The organism is Amycolatopsis orientalis DSM 43388 (genome assembly GCF_000411975.1).
In the GTDB taxonomy this organism is placed as follows: domain Bacteria; phylum Actinomycetota; class Actinomycetes; order Mycobacteriales; family Pseudonocardiaceae; genus Amycolatopsis; species Amycolatopsis orientalis_D.
The window spans coordinates 1-17,918 of sequence record NZ_ASXG01000021.1; the positions used below are offsets into that span (position 1 = coordinate 1).

Here is a 17,918-nt window from a genome sequence, read left to right on the forward strand (position 1 = left end):
GCCGACACAGCCCCCGCCGACACAGCCCCCGCCGACACAGCCCCCGCCGACACAGCCCCCGCCCTCCTCTGGGGGGCTGCCCTTGTCCAGTCTAATGGCGCGGTCCGACCGACGAGCGGGCTCGAGCCTGGCTGCCCACAGGCCAAGGAAGTTGTGGACAGCCAGGGAGGTCGCAGGTCAACAGGGACGTCGGGGGCGGGTGGCGGGCCATCGGGCAGGCGCTGGACCGGGCACCCGGAAGACGGCCGGGCGAGTCTCCCAAGGCGGCGCGGCATCCTGGCAAGGGGCAAGCAAGGTGATGCAGCCACCCCAGTCGGGGAGGCAAGGCACCGCAGCCACCCCAGCCACGGATAGACAAGGCAGACCTGCCACCCCAGCCACGAGCAGACAAGGCAGAGCTGCCACCCCAGCCACGAGCAGACAAGGCAGAGCTGCCACCCCAGCCACGAATAGACAAGGCAGAGCTGCCACCCCAGGCCATGGATAAGCAAGGCGACGTCCGACGAGGACTACCCCAAATCGACCCGCAACCCTGACTCATGGATAACTGAAGCCCTCCGACTCCAGCCGACGGCGAAGCACCGTCAGGCAGCGTTGCCGGATCCGGCTCACGCTCGACGGCGAGATCCCCAGCTCCGCAGCCAGTTGGTCGTGCCGAAGCTCCGGGCAGTGCGCCAGCAGGACCATCATCCGCCGGTGGCGTTCCGGGAACTTTTCCACCGCGCGCCACAACGCGGCGGCCAGTTCGCTGGCCACGGCCTCTTCCTCAGGTGATTCCGCCAGCTCGTGCGTCTCCAGGTGCGAATCCTCAACCGGCTTCACTCGCGCGCGGGTTTCGGCCGCGCGGAGTGCGTGCCTTCGCGCGACGGTCGTCAGCCAACCGGCCAACCCATTCGAATCGTGCAGCTTCGGCGGGCGGCTGAGCAATTCCAGCCAGGCCGTTTGGCACGCGTCGTCGACGTCGGCGCGAAAGCCTGGGTTCGCGCCGACGACCCGGTTCATTTTCGTCGACAAACGGCGCACTTCGTCCTCGTCCCGCATTCCCGGCTCCCTTCCACGGTCGGGAATGCTGACGAACCGGACGTCCCGGCGGATCCGTTTCAGCAGCTCCAATGCCGAATCGAGTGATCAACTTCGCGCGGATGTATCCACGGCCGGGCAAGCGCCTCGGGCAGGCGGAAACCGGAGCGCAACGGGCGTCGGACGGCCGCGCCGTGAACCGTCCCCGAGGTCGGGCAGATGTCGACAAAACGACGTAAGACGCCGGGGCGTAGCCCGCCGCGGCAACCCCCGGTCAACCCCGGGCAACAGCCTCCGCATAAGCCGCCGCCAAGCGTTCCGTCGCGGTCGGACCATTCCCCTCCGGGCGGGGAATTCCCAGATGCCGTTCCCGCAATTCCGCCATGAATTCCTCCCACAGCGGCGGCCCGCCGGCCTCCAGCAATTCCGCTCGTACCCGCAATTCCGGCGTCGTCGGACGGTGCCGCAAACCCCAGCTCCCCAAGTGCACCAAAACCGGCACCAGCTGAATCGCCGCTTCGGTCAAACTGTACGTCGCGCGCTGTCCCCGACCAGCCGAATCACGCGTCAGCAATCCGGCTTCGGTCAGGGTGCGCAATCGGTCGGCGAGGATGTTCGACGCGATTCCTTCCTCCGACTTCGATTGCAATTGCCGGAAATGCCGCCGATCGCCGAACATCACGTCGCGCAGGACCAGCAGGCTCCAGCGGTCGCCGACGACCTCGATCGCGGCGTTGATCGGGCACCCCGAGCGCGGACCGTCCGGCATCGCATACCTCCTCCGACCACTTGCACTTTACCATCACCTCCGGCATAGTGCTTGCAAAAGACAAGCAGGGGGTTTCGATGCTGGTACGCGTCCAATGCTTCAACGTCTCCGCGGACGGCTACGGTGCTGGTCCGGACCAAACGCTCGAGCAGCCGTTCGGCCATCCCGACCCGGGGCCGCTCTTCGCCTGGGCGGGAGCCACCGCCAGCTGGCCGATGCGCGGCGAACCCGGCGGCACCCGCGGGCTCGACGACTACTTCACGCGCGACATGCACCGCGGCGACGTCGGCGCGGAAATCATGGGGCGCAACAAGTTCGGCCCGCATCGCGGCCCGTGGGAGAACCACGACTGGCAGGGCTGGTGGGGCGACGAACCCCCGTTCCGCACCCCGGTCTTCGTCCTCACTCACCACGAACGACCCTCGATCACCTTGGGCCAGACCACTTTCCACTTCCTCAACACGACGCCCGCGGAGGCGCTCGCGCAGGCCAAGAAAGCCGCTGGCGACAAGGACGTCCGGATCGGCGGCGGCGTCAACACAGTGCGCCAGTTCGTCGAGGCCGGTCTGGTCGACACGCTGCACATCGCCGTCTCACCGGTCGAGCTTGGCGCCGGCGAGCGGCTTTGGGAAAGCCCGGACGAACTGACCGACCGCTACCACCTGGAGAAAATCCCCAGTCCCAGCGGAGTGGTGCACCACTTGTTCTGGCGCAAGTAGCTCAGCGCAAGCCGGGCATCAGCCGCAACGCGTTGCCGGACAGGACACCGTCCAGGACGTCCGCGGGCAAACCCAGATCAGCGACCGCGCGGACATTCACCGCCGTTCCCGGCACCCCCGGCCAGTCAGTGCCGAAAATCCACTTCCGGGCCAACCGCACGAGATCGAAGCGCGCGTAATACTCCGGCAGTTTCTTCGGCGGCAGCCCGGCGAGGTCGAGCCACACGTTCGGCCTCGCCTGCGCCATGAACGCCGCCACGTCGTACCACCAGCCCCGGCCGCCGTGCGCGAACACGAAGTTCACCGCCGGGAAGTCTTCGACCACATCGGACAACAACTCGGGATCCCCGTAGCTGGCACGGGAACCCGGGAAAACCGACAGTCCAGAGTGGAGGATCACCGGTACCCCGCGTTCGGCACACAAGGCATACACCGGGTACAACTCCTTGTCCGCCGGGGAAAACGCGCCGTGCACCGGGTGGATCTTCAACGCCACCGCGCCCAGCGCGAGCTGGCGTTCGACCTCGTCGACCAGCGGGTGGTGCAGATGCGGGTTCACGTTGGCCACGAGGCGGAACCGCTCCGGATTGTACGAGACCAGCGGAAGATTGTCTTCAATCGACTGGATCCCAGTAGCCCGCGGACTGTATTCGCAAAACAACAGCACCCGGTCGACGCCCTCGCTCGCCATGAGGTCGTCCATCGCCGCGGGGATCACCGTGCCGTCCGCGTCGTACACCGTGCGCCATGGGTACTCGCCGGCGAAGTCGCGCGCCCAGTCCAGCCACGCGGGCTTGAGCGTGGGCAGCCGCGGGGTGTGCACGTGGGCGTCCACCACGAAATGCTCGTCGATCATGCCGGCCAGTCGATCACGATTGCGGCTGCGGCACGAGCAGCGACTCGCGCACCATTTCGCGGATCACATTCCGCCGGATCTTCCCGGTCGCGGTCTTCGGCAGCTCGGCCATCTCCACCACGCCGCGCGGCCGCTTGAACGCCGCCAAGCCCTCGCGGCAGAACTCGATCAGCTCGTCAGCGTCCACAGTGGCCGAAGGCGCGGCGACCACGCACGCCACCGGTTTGTCCAATCCGTTCTCGTCCGGGGCGGCGACCACCGCCACCTCGGCGACGGACGGATGCTGCAGCAGTCGTTCCTCCACTTCGGACGGAGACACCCAGATCCCACCCGCCTTCAGCATGTCCCCGAACCGGCCGAGACACGTGTACGTGCCGTCCGAGTTGCGCACGTAACTGTCGCCGGTCCGCAGCCACGGCCCCAGGAAAACCTGTTTCGTGGTCTCATATCGCGCCCAATACCCGGTCGCGATGGACGGACCGGACACGAACAGCTCACCCGGCCGTCCGGCCTCGGTGATGACCGCACCGTGCTCGTCCCGGATCTCGACCGAGTACCCCGGCACCGCCACCCCGGTACTGCCCGGCCGCACCGCACCCGGCTGGTTGGACAGGAAAATATGCAACGCCTCGGTCGATCCGATGCCGTCCAGGATCTCCACCCCGAACCGCTCCCGGAACCGCGTGAACAACGCCGACGGCAACGGTTCCCCCGCCGAAACCGCGTACCGCACCGAGGAAAACGAGTCGTCCGGCACGTCGCTGGCCAGCAGCGCGGCATAGAACGTCGGCACCCCGAAGAACAACGTCGGCCGGTCCGCGCGCGCCCGGGCGGCGATGATCCCCGGGGTCGGACGCGCCGGTTCCAGCAGCGTCGTCCCTCCACAAGAGAGCGGGAAGAACGCCGAATTGCCCAGCCCGTAAGCGAAGAACAATTTGGGCACGGACAGGAATCGGTCCGAAGAGGACACTTGCAGCACCTGGGCGGCATAGGTCGAGCACACCGCGCGAATGCTCCCGTGCCGGTGCATCGCGCCCTTCGGCTTCCCGGTCGTCCCCGAGGTGTACAGCCACAGCGCGGGCGAATCCTCCCACGTCGGCGAGGCCACGACCTCGTCCGCCGGCGTCAGCGGCCACCGATGCGTCCGCACCCCAGCGGGGAATTCCGCCGGGTCGGCCCGGTCGAGCACCACGTCGGTCACCTCGGGTGCCCCGGTCAGTGCGCCCGCCGCCTGCGCGGAGAACTCCCCGGACACGCACAGCACCCGCGCCCGCGAATCGGCGAGTACCTGCCCCAGCTCGAGCCCGGTGACCATAGTGGACACCGGCACCGCGACCGCGCCGATGAGCATCGCGCCGAGGATCCCGCTCAGCAGCTCGACGTCGTCGACCATGCAGAACATCACCCGCTCCTCCGGACGCACGCCCAACGCGCCCAGTCCGGAAGCGACCCGGTGGGTCTCGGCCGCGAGTTCGCCGTAGCTGAGCGTGCGCCGTGGCGAGACGACCGCGAGCGCGTCCGGACGGCCGCGGCCGAGCAGGTACTCCGCGGCGTTGAAGTTCGCGGGAACCGTCATCGGTGCCCCCTCAGGTGAGGTACACGTACTCGTAGTCGAAAGGTTTGCCGTTGATGCCCTGCTTCGGCGGCGCGACCCAGCTGGCGATCTTCCCGCGCTCGTACACCGGGTGCATGAGCGACCGGACGAACGTCAGGTCCTCGGCCGTCGGCAGCCATTTGTGCCGCGCTGCCTCCCACGTCGCCTCGTCGACGATGCTGCCGTCCGGGGTGATGTGGTGGCCGGAGTTTATGCCCACCTCGCGGTTGAAACCAGGGTGCGGCAACGCGAACCGGAAGTCGATGCCGGCTTCGGCGAGGATCTTGTTCCACCGGTTGACCCCGGTCTGGCAATCCGCGGTGTACTCGCCGCGCAGGTCGAGGTTCAGCAGCAGGATGGCCTGCATCTCCTCGGACGTCCAGGTCCCGTCCGCGCACGGACGTTCCAGCACCCGGCTGTCCTCGGTGAGTTTGTGGTCGTCCTTGCGCCGCGTTTCCTGCCAGCGGCCCTTGAGCCCGGCGGTGTAGTAATTCGCCGCGTTGGTCGACGTTTCACTGCCGAACAGGTCGAGCGACACGGTGTAGTGGAAGTTCAGGTACCGCTGGATGATGTCCAGCGGGATCCCGCCGTGCGACGCGATGTCGTACGTGTCGTGCTCGCGGATGAGTTCGGCACTGCGCTGCACCACCCGGTCGACGCCGGTGGTGCCCACCATCATGTGATGCGCCTCCTCCTTGAGCATGAACTCGCAGGTGCGCGACAGCGGGTCGAACGAGCTTTCCTTCAACGTGCCGAGCTGGTATTTCCCATCGCGGTCGGTGAAGTACGTGAACATGTAGAACGCGAGCCAGTCGGCCGTTTCCTCGTTGAACGCGCCGAGGATGCGCGGCGCGTCCGGGCTGCCGGAGTTGCGCAGCAGCAGCCCCTCGGCCTCGTCCCGGCCTTCGCGGCCGAAGTACGCGTGCAGCAGGTACACCATCGCCCACAGATGCCGTCCCTCCTCCACATTCACCTGGAAGAGATTGCGCAAGTCATACAGCGAAGGCGCGGTGAGCCCGAGCAACCGCTGCTGCTCGACCGACGCCGGTTCGGTGTCGCCCTGGATCACGATCAGCCGTTGCAGGTCAGCGCGGTACTCGCCGGGCACCTGCTGCCACACCGGTTCGCCGGCGTGCTCGCCGAACGCGATCCGCCGGTCCGGTTCCCGCTCGGCGAGGAAAATGCCCCAGCGGTAGTCCGGCACGTTGACGTGGTCGAAGTGCGCCCAGCCGTCGCGGCCGACGCTCACCGCGGTGCGCAGGTAGACGCCCTCGGTCTCGAGCGTGGGGCCCATCTCGCCCCACCAGTTCATGAATTTCGGCTGCCAGCCCTCCAGCGCGCGCTGCAGCCTGCGGTCGTCGGCGAGCTGGACGTTGTTCGGGATTTTGGCGTCGTAGTCGATCTTTTCGGGCATCGGTTCAGACCCGCTTCCTGTCGAAGACCGCCTTCTGCCCGGTGCCGTAGCGACGCAGCGCGCCGTCCGGGCCGGAGGCGTTCGGTCGGGTGAAGATCCAGTTCTGCCAGGCGGTCAGCCGGCCGAAGATCTTGGTTTCGATCGTTTCCGGGCCGACGAACCGGTGGTTCGCCTCCATCCCGGTGAGCGCGTCCGGCGACAGCGACGCCCGGCCTTCCAGCGCGATCCGGATCTCGTCCTCCCAGTCGAGGTCGTCCGGCGCGTCGGTGACCAGGCCGAGTTCGACGGCTTCCGCGGCGCTGAGCGGACGGTCGCGTTCGCGGGCCAGCCACGTCAGGTGGTCGTCGTCGCCGTAGAACCGCGACTGGAGCCGGGACAGCCCGTTGCCCATCGGAAAGACGCCGAAATTGGCTTCGGACAACGTGATCGACGCGCGTTCCGGCGAATCCTCGTCGTCGATCGGCGGCCCGTCCAGCAGGTACTGCCGATCCGCCGCGAAGGCCAGCTCCAGCAGGGTGCCCGCGAAGCAGCTGCCCGGCTCGATCAACGCGATCAAGGTGCGGCTGGTGACGTCCAGCCGCTTCAGCGTGCGCTTGTAGTAATGCAGGATTTCGTTGCTCAGCCAGTCTTTTCCGCTGAGCACGACCTCTTCGTGCGCGAGCACCTGCTCCGGATCGCCCTCGGTCCGCAGTACCCAGGTGCCGAGTTCCGGTTCGTTCGTGCGCAGCCGCAGGATCGCGTCGTCCAGCTCGCGGGTCAGCCGCAGCAGCCAGCCGTCGAGCCGCGGTTCGCCCTCCGGACCGAGCACGGTGAGCGTGACCAGCGAGTTCGGCCGGTCATATGCGACGCGGACGTGCCGGTATTCGATTCCGTCCTCGGTCACCGACGGCTCCAGCGGGGCCAGTTCGATCCCCTGCTCCGCGGGCAGCCGGTCGGATTCGGCGGCCAGTTCCCGCGCCCGCTCCAGCACCTTTTCACGGAAGCCGACGCGCGGCACCAGCTCGTCCACCAGTCGCCAGTCGACCGCGGTCCGGCCTTTGACGCCGTCCGGTCGCGTGGCGAACACGTCCGCGAGATCGCGGCGGACCCGCCGTTTGTCGACCACCCGGGTCAGCCCGCCGGTGCCGGGCAGCACGCCGAGCAGCGGCACCTCGGGCAACGCGACGGTGGACGAGTTGTCGTCGACCAGCAGGATCTTTTCGCAGGCCAGTGCGATCTCGTAGCCGCCGCCGGCGCAGCTGCCGTTCACCGCGGCGAGATAGGTCTGGCCGGAGAACTCGGTGGCGTCCTCGATGCCGTTGCGCGTCTCGTTGGTGAACTTGCAGAAGTTCACCTTCCACTCGTGCGGCGACGCGGCGAGCATCCGGATATTGGCCCCGGCGCAGAACACCTTGTCCTTCGCGCTCGTCACGATCACCGCGCGCACCTGCGGATGTTCGAACCGCAGCCGCTGCGTGGCGTCGTAGAACTCGATGTCGACGCCAAGGTCGTACGAGTTGAGCTTCAGCTCGTACCCGGGCACGAGGCCGCCTTGTTCGTCGACGTCCATCTCCAGCCAGGCGACCTCGCCGTCGACGGTCAGCCGCCAGTGCCGGTAGGTGTCCGGATGCCGCTCGAACGTGACAGGTGTGGTGGTGGTCACGTCCTCGATTGTCTACATGGTTTCAACGAACGTCAATGTTGTGTAGACATTTGCCCGGCGACGCTCACCCGGTTGAGCCGCATCGCCACCCAGCAGACGAATACCCACAGCGCGACGGCCGCGAGCGAGTCGGTGAAGATCGTCGCGAACCAGAACGCCGGGATACGCGGGACGCCGACCAGGAAATGCCCCGCGCTCGCCAACCCGGACAGCGAACAGACCAGCAGAAACGCCAGCGAACGCCAGTACTGGCCGCGGACGTAGGCGCGATAGCCGAACGCGCCGAACACGGCGAAGGCCACCCAGCTGATCGCCACCACGACCTGCGTGACCGGCACGCTGATGCCCGGGACCTGCGGGTAGTCCGCCGCGCGCACGACGTTGTGGGCGTAGTGCAACACGGTGCTGACCAGGGTGAACACCAGAATCGCCCGCAGCGGGCCAAGCCCCTTCTCGCGCAGAACGTCCATGCCGCTCGCCCCCTTGCGATTTGATAGAACGCTCTAGCGTGAGGGTACTCGCAAGCCGTTCCTCAGACCAGACCGCGCAAGGCACGAAGAGTGCGCAGGGTCGTTTCGAGGTCCTCCGAAGGCAGGCCCGCGGCAACGCCATCCGCCCAGGCGGCTTGCTTGGCGCCCAGAACTCGCAGCGCCGCCCGAGCCTGGTCGCTCAGCTGCAGCAACGGGGCCCGGGCGTCCGCGGGATTGTCGGCCCGGGTGAGCATGCCGTCCCGCAGCAGCCGGTTCACCGTTTCCTGGACGCTCTGCCGGCGCAGCCCCCGCCGCCGGGCCAGCTCCGCGGCAGTCGCCGGTCCGTCTTCGAGGAAGCCGACGACCTGCCATTGGGCGGCGGTCAGCCCCACTTCCGCGGTGAGCGCGTCACCGGCGGCCAGCAGCGCGCCGTTGGCCACGAAGATCTCGTTGACGAGCTGGGTCAGGCGTTCTGCTCGGGACGTCCTCGACGACATGTCTGCTACTGTTCCAGTTCGACAGGTACCTGTCGAGCTCAAGGGGGACCCGATGGAAATGCCCGTTGTCGGCGCCGCGCACGAAGCCCTGGCCGCACTCGTCGGAGACTGGTCGGGCACCGAAGACCTCGCCGCCGCGCCCTGGGCACCCGCCGCGACCGCCACGGCCACGTGCAGTTATCGCCGCGCGCTCGACGGATTCGCGGTGCTGGAGGACTACGTCCAGACCCGCGAGGACGGCACGCGAATGCTGGGACACCACGTCTTCACCGTCGACCCGGCCACCGGCGACACGCTGTGGTTCGGCTTCGACAGCTACGGTTTCCCGCCCAGCGCCCCGGCCCGCGGCGGCTGGCGCGACGGCACACTGCACCTCGAAAAGCACACCGAACGCGGCGTCGCGGCCCACCGGATCACCCCGGAAGGCGACGTCCTCACACACGAAATCGACGTCCGGCTCGGTGCTGACGAAGACTTCCGCCCGTTCCTTCGCGCCCACTACTCGCGGAGTGCGCGAGACTGACGGCATGACCGAGCAGACCATCGAAGCCGACGGCATCACGCTGTGCCACGAGTCGTTCGGCGATCCGTCCGCGCCGCCGCTGCTGCTGGTGATGGGCCTGGCCGCGCCGATGATCTGGTGGGACGACGAGTTCTGCGTCCAGCTCGCCGAGGCCGGCTTCCACGTGCACCGGTTCGACAACCGCGACGTCGGGCGCTCGCAGTGGTGGACCGGCCGGGCCAGCCTGCCGCTCGCGTACTTCCTGCGGTCCGCGCCGTACTCCCTCGGCGACCTGGCCGACGACGCGGGCAAACTGCTCGACGCGCTCGGCATCGAAAGCGCGCACGTCGTCGGCACGTCGATGGGCGGGATGATCGCGCAGGAGTTCGCCATCCGGCATCCGCGGCGAGTGCGGACGCTGACCTCGATCATGTCGACCACCGGCGCGCGGCACGTCGGACTGCCGAGCCCGCGGGCCGCGCTCGCGATGCTGGCCCCGGGACCGCGCACACGCGAGGACTACGTGACGCAACTCGTGCGCACGTCCAAGCTGATCGGCTCGCCCGGTTACGTGTTCGACGAGAACCATTTCCGCGAGCGCGCGGAACGAACCTACGACCGGGGCCTCAACCCGGCGGGCGTGTTCCGGCAGCTCGCCGCGATCCTGTCCTCCCGCGACCGGACCGCCGATCTGCGCCGGCTTTCCGTGCCGTCGCTGGTGATCCACGGTACGGCCGATCCGCTGGTGCACGTGTCCGGCGGCCGCGCGACCGCCCGTGCGCTGGGCGCTGACCTCGACCTCATCCCCGGGATGGGCCACGACCTGCCGCGCGAGGTGTGGCCGCGCGTGATCGCCGGGATCAAACGGCTCGCTACCCGCTGATCGTCACCGACCCCAGGTTCGAGAAGTGCGCGGCGACGCGGGAGCCGGGGCGCAGTTCGACGGCGTCGGTCATCCCGCCGGTCAGCACGAGCCAACCCGGTTCGAGCGCCAAACCGCGGGCAGCCAGGGAATTCGCCGCCAGCGCCAGCGCCTCGGCCGGATGGCCCTGCACCGCGGCACCGGTCGCGGTGTCGACGATCTGACCGTCCACTTCGAGCAGCGCGGCCTCCAGCGACAGGTCCAAAGAGGACGGTGGGCGGCCGACCGAGCCGAGCCCGAACAGCGCCGAGGAACCGTTGTCCGCGACGACGTCCGGCAAGGTGAACCGGTAGTCGCGATAGCGGCTGTCGATGATCTCGATTCCGCCGTACACCTGGGAAACCGCGGCGAGTGCGGTCGCCGCGGTCACGCCCGGACCGGCGAGCCGCTCACCGAGCACGAACACCAATTCCGGCTCCGCGCGCGGGTGGATGAGCTGCGGCGTCGGCGCGCCCGCGGGCAGCACCATCGCGTCGGTCAGCCACGCGAGCAGAGGTTCCTGGACGCCCATCCGCTGCTGTTTCGCACGCGACGTGAGTCCGAGTTTCACCCCGATCAGCGTCTCGCCGCGTTCCTGACGCAGCCGCAGAGCCTCGTCCTGAATCGCGTACGCCGTGGCGAGATCGAGGTCCGGCCAGGTGTCGGTGAGCTGCGCGCTTTCTTCCGTCCGGTTGAGCAAGTCCTGCGCTGCGGCAGCGATGTCGACGGTCACTTGTCCTCCTCCGGCGCGAACACCGCGGTCACACTGCCGAGGCCGGCCATGGTCGCCACGACGGTGTCGCCGGGGCGGACGGTCTGCGCGGCGGTCATCGAACCGGGCAGTACGACATGGCCGGGCTCGAGCGTCACGCCGAGCGGCCCGACCGTGTTGGCCAGCCAGACCAAGGCGTTGATCGGCGAGCCCAGCACCGCTCCACCCGCGCCGGTGGCCGCCAGCTGGCCGTTGACGTGCAGGGTGCAGCCAGCGAGCCGCAGGTCGACGTCGCGCAGATTGGTCGGGCTGCTGCCCAGGATGACCCCGCCGGACGACGCGTTGTCCGCGACGGTGTCGAAGATCGAGATCTTCCAGTCGCGGACGCGCGAATCGACGATCTCCAGCGACGGCAGCACGAAGTCGACCGCGCGGACGGCGTCGGCGACAGTCACGCCCGGACCGCGCAGCGGCGCGCCGAGCACGAACGCGATCTCCGGTTCGATGCGCGGCTGCAGGAACCGCGTCGTCGGGATCGGCTGGTGTTCGAGCAGGAACATCGAACTGGTCAGGTGCCCGAAGTCGGGCTGATTCACGCCCATCTGGCGCTGCATCGCCGCGGAGGCGAGGCCGACCTTGTGGCCGCGCACCACGTCGCCGCCCGCCACCCAGGCGCGGACTTGCTCCTGCTGCACGCGGTAGGCGTCTTCGATGGTCGCGTCGGGGAAGGTCTTCACGAGCGGATCGATCGGCTCGTGGCGCTCGTACGCGCTCGTCAGCAGCGCGACGGCGTCCTGCAGCTCAGCGGGTTCCACGGGCGGAACTCTGCCTGACCCGGTCGCCGGAGCCAACCCGGCCGTTCCATTCAGCGGTACGACCAAGTTCTCTTGCTCGCTAATGTCTTGCGCGCGAGAGTTTTTCGGCGTACTGTTCGCCGTACTGGCTTCCCGAGAGGACGTGACCCGAAATGGCACCCACCGAGACCGAAGTCGCCCAGCTCGCCCAGGCCCGCGACCGGCTGCGGGAGCAGTACCTGCGCCCCGCGGCGGAACGCCCCGCGACGGTCGGGCGCGGCATTCACCACACCGCGCTGCTGTCCAGCGACGTCGAGCGGACGATCACCTTCTACCAGGACATTCTCGGCTTCCCGCTCACCGAGCTGATCGAGAACCGCGACTACCCCGGGTCGAGCCACTTCTTCTTCGACGTCGGCAACGGCAACGCGGTCGCGTTCTTCGACCTGCCCGGCCTCGACCTCGGCCCGTACGCGGAGGTGCTCGGCGGCCTGCATCACCTGGCCCTGTCGCTCACCCCGGAAGCCTGGGCGGAGGCGCGCTCCCGGCTCGACGCCGCCGGCGTGCAGTACCAGGAAGAAAGCGGCACGTCGATTTACTTCGCCGACCCGGACGGCGCCCGGATCGAGCTGATCGCGGACGACCTCGGCGAGATGTACGGGTCGAAGATCGGCTGACCCCCTGGACTCGGTGCGCCGCCGGGTTCAGAGTGTGGCCCCATGGGCGACTGGGCGGCTTCGCGGCAGAAAGCACGGCTCGACCGGCGGGAAGCGATCGACGAGCTGATCGCGCGGGTCCGCTACGAGGTGCGGCTGCACCTAGCGGAGCCCACTGCGATCAGCAGGTACGACGATCTCGCCGAGGTGTTCTCCCTCGGGCACCGCGAATGTGCCGCGCTGCTGGCTCGCCGTCGTTTGCTTCCCTGGTGGGAACGACGGCTGCTCACGCGATTCGCGCGTCGGCTGCACGGCCGCGCGATCGTGGACAGCGTCGCCGACGTGCCGCCGGGCGAGCCGGTCACTGGCGCTTTTCGCCTGGAAATCGCCCGCCTCCTTCCGGACGCGGGCGACACCGGCGCTCGCTATGACCTGCAAGGACGCGGTCTGCTGACGGTCTTCCGCCTAGCGCTCGGCGCCCGCGGCGAAGCGTGGCCGGACCGGCACGAGGTCGCGTCCACGGTCGCGCGCAATGTGTTGACGTGCAGTTCAGCGTTCCTGCGCCGGTCGCCGTGGCACGTGCTGTGGCCGGTGTATCGCGTCCGCGGCCTGCGATTGTGGCGGTTGTGACCGAGCGGAATCGTTCGCGGTAGCGGGATGTTGAGGAGAGTATGAAGCCTGAAGAGATCCTCGCCAGCGCGCGCACGATCGCGGTGGTCGGCCTGAGCCGCGACCCGGGCAAGGCCGCACACGGCGTACCGGCTTCGCTGCAGGCGCACGGTTTCCGGATCATCCCGGTGCATCCGTCGGCGACCGAACTGCTCGGGGAGAAGGTGTACCGGTCGCTGGAAGACATTCCGGAGCCGGTGGACCTGGTCGACGTCTTCCGCCCCGCCGAGGAAGCACCGGACATCGCCCGCTCCGCAGTGGCGATCGGGGCCAAGGCGCTGTGGCTGCAGCAAGGAATCGTGTCCGCGGAGGCCCGGAGGATCGCGGAGGAGGCCGGGCTGGAGTATGTCGAGGACCGGTGCACGGCCGTGGTTCGGGCGGTGGCGGGGATTTCAGTGGCTTAGCCGGGCGAGACGCTAATCCGAATTCCCGGTCCGAAAAGCGTAGGCGACCGAGAGCGTCGATTCTCCACAGAATCGGCCGGGCGCGCCATTAAGAAAAACCGACCCGCCCGCTCATCCGACGAGCCGATACCCCACCCCGCGCACCGTCTCGATTGTCCGCGTTCCGAACGGCGCGTCGATCTTCCGCCGCAAATACCCCACATAAACCTCGACCACGTTCTCGTCCCCCTCGTAATGCGCGTCCCACACGTGGCCGAGAATCTCGTTCTTCGTCAACGCCGCCCCCTGCCGACGCAGCAAAAACTCCAGCAAACCGAACTCGCGCGCGGTCAACTCGATTCGCGTCTCTCCCCGGTGGACGGTGCGCGCAGCCGGGTCGAGCCGCAGGTCCCCGGCAGTCAACACGGCCGGACGAGCCGGTGCGCCCCTCCGAAGCAATGCCCGCAGCCGCGCCAGCAAAACCACGAACGAGAACGGCTTCGACAAATAGTCGTCCGCACCGAGATCGAATGCGTCCGCCTCGTCGTACTCGCCGTCCTTCGCGGTGAGCATCAGCACCGGCGTCCAATTCTCCGCGGCCCGCAAGCGTTTCAGCACCTCATAGCCGGAAAGCTCGGGCAGCATGATGTCGAGCACCACGGCGTCGTAATCGTGCTCCATCGCCGACCAGAGCCCGTCCCGGCCGGTGTGCGCCACGTTCACCGTGAATCCCTCGGCGACCAGGCCGCGGCGAAGGGTTTCGGCGAACTCCAGCTCGTCCTCCACGATCAGCAACCGCACGCTCAGTCCTCCTCGATCCGGGGCAGTTCGATGCTCGGCAGTTCGATCACGAAATGCGCGCCCGGATAGCTCGGGTCGGCCACGTCGACGTACCGCGCGCGGCCGCCGTGCCGGGCCGCGATGCCGGCCACGATCGACAGGCCCAGTCCGGTGCCGCCGCGCCGGCGCGACGCGTCCAGCCGCACAAACCTCTCGAACACTCGCTCCCGGTCGTCCTCGGCGACGCCCGGGCCGTCGTCGCTCACCTCCACCACGACCATGTCATTTTGCACCGAACTCGCAATTCGGATCCGCCCGCGGGCATGCCCGCATGCGTTGTCGACGAGGTTGCGTACGGCGCGACGCAGCTGCGCCTCACTGCCACGCACCTTCGCCGGTTGCGCGCGCACTTCGATCTCGACAGCCGCTTCGCCGCGTACGCGTTCGGCTTCGGCGCGCACGATGTCGTCCAGATCGACTTCAGTGCGCGCGGGCCGGTCGGTGGCGTCGTCGGTGCGCGCGAGCATGAGAAGGTCGTCAACCAGCTCTCGCAGGCGCGCGGTCTCGCGAGTAATCACCGGTACCAATTCGTTGGTTGTCTCGGGGTGCTGGTTCGAGACGTCGAGCGCGGTACTGATGGTCGAGAGCGGCGAGCGCAGCTCATGGCTCGCGTCGGCGACGAAGCGGCGTTGCGCGGCCTGCGCGGACCCAAGCCGTTCGAGCATCTCGTTCAACGTGACAGCGAGTCGGTGCACCTCGTCGCCGCCCGGGGGCAGCGGTACGCGCAACGCGAGGTCGCGCGTCGAGATCTCGGCGACGGTACGCCGCATCCGCTCCACTGGACGCAGCGCGGAGCCGACCGAGCGGTACACCGCGAAGCCAGCGATACCGAGCAGGGGCAGCGAGATCAGCCCGAGCAGCAGCGTAAGCCGCGTCGAGGCTTCGGTGACTGGCTCAAGCGAACGTGCGGAGATGACGGTGAACGGGCCACCCGGCCCGTTGACGCCTTCCGAAACCAACCGGTACTCACTGCCGTCCCCGTCTAAGCCGAGCGGCAGCGTCTCGACGGTTTCCTGGCCCGGGGCCGGGCGCGCGGCCGTGATGGCCGGACGGCCGACGATCGACGGGTCGCTCGCGATAGGCGTGCTTCGCGGTCCGAGCACCTGCGTCACGGCTTCAGTGTCGCCAGTGCTCGCGACATCGCTCGGCGACAGGTCCCGCGCGCCCGCGCGTACGAGTTGGACGGCGACCTGCCGCGCGGTACTGCGCGCGCTTTCGGTGACGCTTCGATCGAGTGACTGCTGCAGCAAGAGCACCACGACCACGCACGCGGTCGCGATGGCCAGCGCGAGCGCCAGCACGGCAACCGCCGTGGTCCGCATTCGTACGCCTGCTGCAGCGACAAGTCTCACGCACGCAGCGTAACGAGCAGCGAGTGACGTCATCGGGCGCGGCGTGCGGCCAGCCTCTCCGAGCGCAGTGTCTCCACCTCGGCCAGGTCCAACGGCTTCAGCGCGTGGCCCATCACCCACGACAACAGGAGGTCAGCCAGCTCGGGATTGCGCGCCAGCGCCGGGCCGTGGAGGTACGTGCCGACGATGTGGTCGGTGACCGCGCCCTCGGTGCCGTCGCCGTTGCCGGTGCCCCGGACGACGCGGCCCAGCGGTGCGCTGCCCGGCCCGAGCACGCTCGCGCCCTGGTGGTTCTCGAAGCCGGTCAACGGCGTCTCGAGCAGGTCCGGTTCGGCGATCAGTTCGGCCACCGCGCGCTGCTGCGCCGGCTCGGTGACCAGGTCGAGCAACCCCAGCCCGGCGTGTTCGACGCCGTCGACGCCGCGGAAGCGCGTGCCCAGGATCTGCAGGCCGGCGCACACGCCGAACACCGGACGCCCGGCATTCGCCGCGCTCCGCAGGCCCGGCGAGTTGCGCAGGAAGTCCGCGGCCAGCACCTGTGCCATGTCCTCGCCGCCGCCGAGCAGGTAGAGGTCCAATGTGGACGGCACCGAGGAGTCCAGCGAAACCGGCACCACCTCGGCGTCGTAACCGCGCCACTGCAAGCGTTTGCAGAGCACTTGTGCGTTGCCGGAATCTCCGTACGTCCCCAGCACCTCGGGCAGCAGGAGGCCGATGCCGACGGTCGAATCAGACATCTGGCAACCGGTCCACCAGGTCACGGAAAGCAGTGTAGTTCGCGACGAGTTCGACCCCGCCCGGCGGCAGGGTGTCGATCGCGGCGACCGGGTCCGGCTCCGACCAGTGCGGCACCTCCGCGTAGCAAAGCCGCACCGCGAGGTCCGCGGATCTCTCGCCGGCGACGACGACCTGACGGCCGCGCAGTCGCTCGAAGTGCACGTCCCAGAGCCAGGACAGGTCGCGGCCGTCCGCCTCGTGCGCGTTGACCGCGACGACGACCGGGGTGTCCTCGTCGAGCACACGCAACGTTTCGGCCCATCCAGCCGGGTTTTTCGCAAGCATCAGTCGCACCGAGTGCCTGGTGCGGCGAATCGTGCGGTACCGCCCGCCGATATCGGTGATCGTGCGCAGCCGGGCCGCGGCGGTGTGCGGCGGCACGCCCACGCAGTGCGCGGCGGCGAGCGCGAGGGCGGCGTTCGCCCGATTGGCCTCGCCGGGCAGCCGCAGGTCGAGGTCCACCTGCCGGCCGCCGGGCGTGTGCACCAGGTCGCCGTCGAGGGTCCAGGTCGGCTCCGGGCGCGCGAACGCGCAGACCGCGCAGCGCCATTCGCGGTCGGTGTGGGTGATCGCGCCGCCGCAACGCGGGCAGGAGACGGAATCGCCCGACCAGCGCCGCCCGGTGCCGACCCACACCGGGCGGGCCGCCGCCGCGGCCGCCGACGTGACCAGGACGTCGTCACAGTTCGCGACCACGACCGTGCGCGACAGCCCGGCGAACGCGGCACGCAGGTCGCGCTCCATCATCCGGACCTCGCCGACGCGGTCGAGCTGGTCGCGGCTGAGGTTGAGCAGCACGAGCGCCGCGGGCTGCACCTGCTCGGCCACCCACGGAACGTACGTTTCGTCCACTTCGAGCACCGCGTAGGGCGCGTCGGGCCGGGCAGCGAGCGCAGCCACCAGGCCGTCGGGCATGTTCGCGCCGTCGCTGTTGTGCGCGACCTCGGCGAGCGCCTCGAGCGCGCGGGTCAGCATCAGCGACGTGGTGGTTTTGCCGTTCGTGCCGGTGACGATCACGACCGTGCGATCGCGGCCGAGCCTGCGCAGCGCCTTGGGATCGAGCCGCAGCGTGACGCGGCCGCCGATCACGCCGCCGCGGCCCAGCCGGGCGGTACGGGAAAACCACGCGGTCAGCCGCCCGGCAGCGACCGACGCCCGGGTGCGCAGACGTGTGGACATCACGCAAACCGTGCGGCACGGGCGCTGTGATTTTCCTGAGAGGGTGACTCCAGTCTCCGCTACCATTTGTAAGCAGTCTTACCGATCGGAGGTTGAACCATTCGGCGCAACCTTGACCTTGCGGTATGACAGGGATCGGTCAAGATCTTCCGTCTATACATCGGAGGTGTTA

Annotated in this window: 20 protein-coding genes; 6 read left to right on the top strand and 14 right to left on the bottom strand. The window is 68.7% G+C overall.

The window, feature by feature from the left end; translation table 11 throughout:
* Window positions 1–537: 537 nt before the first annotated feature.
* Together L942_RS02915 and L942_RS02920 are read right to left on the bottom strand one after the other, a co-directional pair.
* Window positions 538–1,041, bottom strand: a complete 504-nt coding sequence (locus L942_RS02915) for a sigma-70 family RNA polymerase sigma factor (protein ID WP_037354810.1) — start codon at window positions 1,039–1,041, stop codon at window positions 538–540.
* Window positions 1,042–1,294: 253 nt separating this feature from the next.
* Window positions 1,295–1,789: a winged helix-turn-helix transcriptional regulator gene (locus L942_RS02920; RefSeq protein ID WP_037354530.1), complete on the bottom strand. Its 495-nt coding sequence runs from the start codon at window positions 1,787–1,789 to the stop codon at window positions 1,295–1,297.
* Between the two features lie 77 nt (window positions 1,790–1,866).
* On the opposite strand from L942_RS02920, the gene L942_RS02925 reads away from it, so the two are divergent.
* Window positions 1,867–2,508, top strand: a complete 642-nt coding sequence (locus tag L942_RS02925) for a dihydrofolate reductase family protein (RefSeq protein ID WP_037354532.1) — start codon at window positions 1,867–1,869, stop codon at window positions 2,506–2,508.
* A 1-nt stretch (window position 2,509) separates the two neighbouring features.
* Here L942_RS02925 and L942_RS02930 read toward each other — a convergent pair whose 3' ends face one another.
* From L942_RS02930 to L942_RS02955, 6 genes are all read right to left on the bottom strand, one after another.
* Entirely contained in the window at window positions 2,510–3,364 is an 855-nt protein-coding gene (locus tag L942_RS02930) for an amidohydrolase family protein (protein ID WP_037354534.1), read from the bottom strand.
* A 13-nt stretch (window positions 3,365–3,377) separates the two neighbouring features.
* Window positions 3,378–4,940 carry a benzoate-CoA ligase family protein gene (locus L942_RS02935; protein WP_037354537.1) on the bottom strand — a complete coding sequence of 521 codons (1,563 nt, stop codon included), beginning with the start codon at window positions 4,938–4,940 and terminating at the stop codon, window positions 3,378–3,380.
* Between the two features lie 10 nt (window positions 4,941–4,950).
* Entirely contained in the window at window positions 4,951–6,372 is a 1,422-nt protein-coding gene (gene boxB, locus L942_RS02940) for a benzoyl-CoA 2,3-epoxidase subunit BoxB (protein ID WP_037354541.1), read from the bottom strand.
* A gap of 4 nt (window positions 6,373–6,376) precedes the next feature.
* Window positions 6,377–8,014, bottom strand: coding sequence for a 2,3-epoxybenzoyl-CoA dihydrolase (gene boxC, locus L942_RS02945; protein WP_037354543.1), 1,638 nt, complete (start codon window positions 8,012–8,014; stop codon window positions 6,377–6,379).
* Between the two features lie 32 nt (window positions 8,015–8,046).
* Window positions 8,047–8,484: a hypothetical protein gene (locus L942_RS02950; protein ID WP_051165679.1), complete on the bottom strand. Its 438-nt coding sequence runs from the start codon at window positions 8,482–8,484 to the stop codon at window positions 8,047–8,049.
* A gap of 62 nt (window positions 8,485–8,546) precedes the next feature.
* Entirely contained in the window at window positions 8,547–8,981 is a 435-nt protein-coding gene (locus L942_RS02955; RefSeq protein WP_037354545.1) for a MarR family winged helix-turn-helix transcriptional regulator, read from the bottom strand.
* A gap of 52 nt (window positions 8,982–9,033) precedes the next feature.
* On the opposite strand from L942_RS02955, the gene L942_RS02960 reads away from it, so the two are divergent.
* The gene (locus L942_RS02960; RefSeq protein WP_037354547.1) at window positions 9,034–9,504 is read left to right on the top strand and encodes a DUF1579 family protein; all 471 of its coding nucleotides are present in this window, start codon (window positions 9,034–9,036) and stop codon (window positions 9,502–9,504) included.
* A 4-nt stretch (window positions 9,505–9,508) separates the two neighbouring features.
* Window positions 9,509–10,366, top strand: coding sequence for an alpha/beta fold hydrolase (locus L942_RS02965; protein WP_037354549.1), 858 nt, complete (start codon window positions 9,509–9,511; stop codon window positions 10,364–10,366).
* On the opposite strand, the gene L942_RS02970 is transcribed toward L942_RS02965, so the two are convergent.
* Together L942_RS02970 and L942_RS02975 are read right to left on the bottom strand one after the other, a co-directional pair.
* A complete protein-coding gene (locus tag L942_RS02970) occupies window positions 10,356–11,117 on the bottom strand; it encodes a 2-keto-4-pentenoate hydratase (protein WP_051165680.1) in 762 nt (253 codons plus the stop codon). The genes L942_RS02965 and L942_RS02970 overlap by 11 nt on opposite strands.
* Window positions 11,114–11,911, bottom strand: coding sequence for a 2-keto-4-pentenoate hydratase (locus L942_RS02975; protein WP_037354551.1), 798 nt, complete (start codon window positions 11,909–11,911; stop codon window positions 11,114–11,116). The genes L942_RS02970 and L942_RS02975 overlap by 4 nt, the downstream gene beginning before the upstream one ends.
* Before the next feature lie 152 nt (window positions 11,912–12,063).
* Here L942_RS02975 and L942_RS02980 point away from each other — a divergent pair, with 152 nt between their 5' ends.
* Genes L942_RS02980 through L942_RS02990 form a run of 3 tightly spaced genes read left to right on the top strand, consistent with a single transcriptional unit; the run spans window position 12,064 to window position 13,619 of the window.
* Window positions 12,064–12,567 (top strand): VOC family protein, encoded by a 504-nt coding sequence (locus L942_RS02980; protein WP_037354553.1) that lies wholly within the window; start codon window positions 12,064–12,066, stop codon window positions 12,565–12,567.
* A gap of 42 nt (window positions 12,568–12,609) precedes the next feature.
* A complete protein-coding gene (locus L942_RS02985; protein WP_037354555.1) occupies window positions 12,610–13,176 on the top strand; it encodes a hypothetical protein in 567 nt (188 codons plus the stop codon).
* 41 nt (window positions 13,177–13,217) lie between these two features.
* Complete coding sequence (locus L942_RS02990) at window positions 13,218–13,619, top strand: CoA-binding protein (protein WP_037354557.1); 402 nt, start codon at window positions 13,218–13,220, stop codon at window positions 13,617–13,619.
* 111 nt (window positions 13,620–13,730) lie between these two features.
* On the opposite strand, the gene L942_RS02995 is transcribed toward L942_RS02990, so the two are convergent.
* Genes L942_RS02995 through L942_RS03010 form a run of 4 tightly spaced genes read right to left on the bottom strand, consistent with a single transcriptional unit; the run spans window position 13,731 to window position 17,746 of the window.
* Window positions 13,731–14,399 (bottom strand): response regulator transcription factor, encoded by a 669-nt coding sequence (locus L942_RS02995; RefSeq protein ID WP_037354559.1) that lies wholly within the window; start codon window positions 14,397–14,399, stop codon window positions 13,731–13,733.
* Window positions 14,400–14,401: 2 nt separating this feature from the next.
* Window positions 14,402–15,760: a HAMP domain-containing sensor histidine kinase gene (locus L942_RS03000; RefSeq protein WP_037354561.1), complete on the bottom strand. Its 1,359-nt coding sequence runs from the start codon at window positions 15,758–15,760 to the stop codon at window positions 14,402–14,404.
* 59 nt (window positions 15,761–15,819) lie between these two features.
* Entirely contained in the window at window positions 15,820–16,527 is a 708-nt protein-coding gene (locus L942_RS03005; RefSeq protein WP_037354564.1) for a type 1 glutamine amidotransferase, read from the bottom strand.
* Window positions 16,520–17,746 carry a MurT ligase domain-containing protein gene (locus L942_RS03010; RefSeq protein WP_037354566.1) on the bottom strand — a complete coding sequence of 409 codons (1,227 nt, stop codon included), beginning with the start codon at window positions 17,744–17,746 and terminating at the stop codon, window positions 16,520–16,522. Before L942_RS03010 ends, L942_RS03005 begins: the two co-directional genes overlap by 8 nt.
* Between the last annotated feature and the right edge of the window lie 172 nt (window positions 17,747–17,918).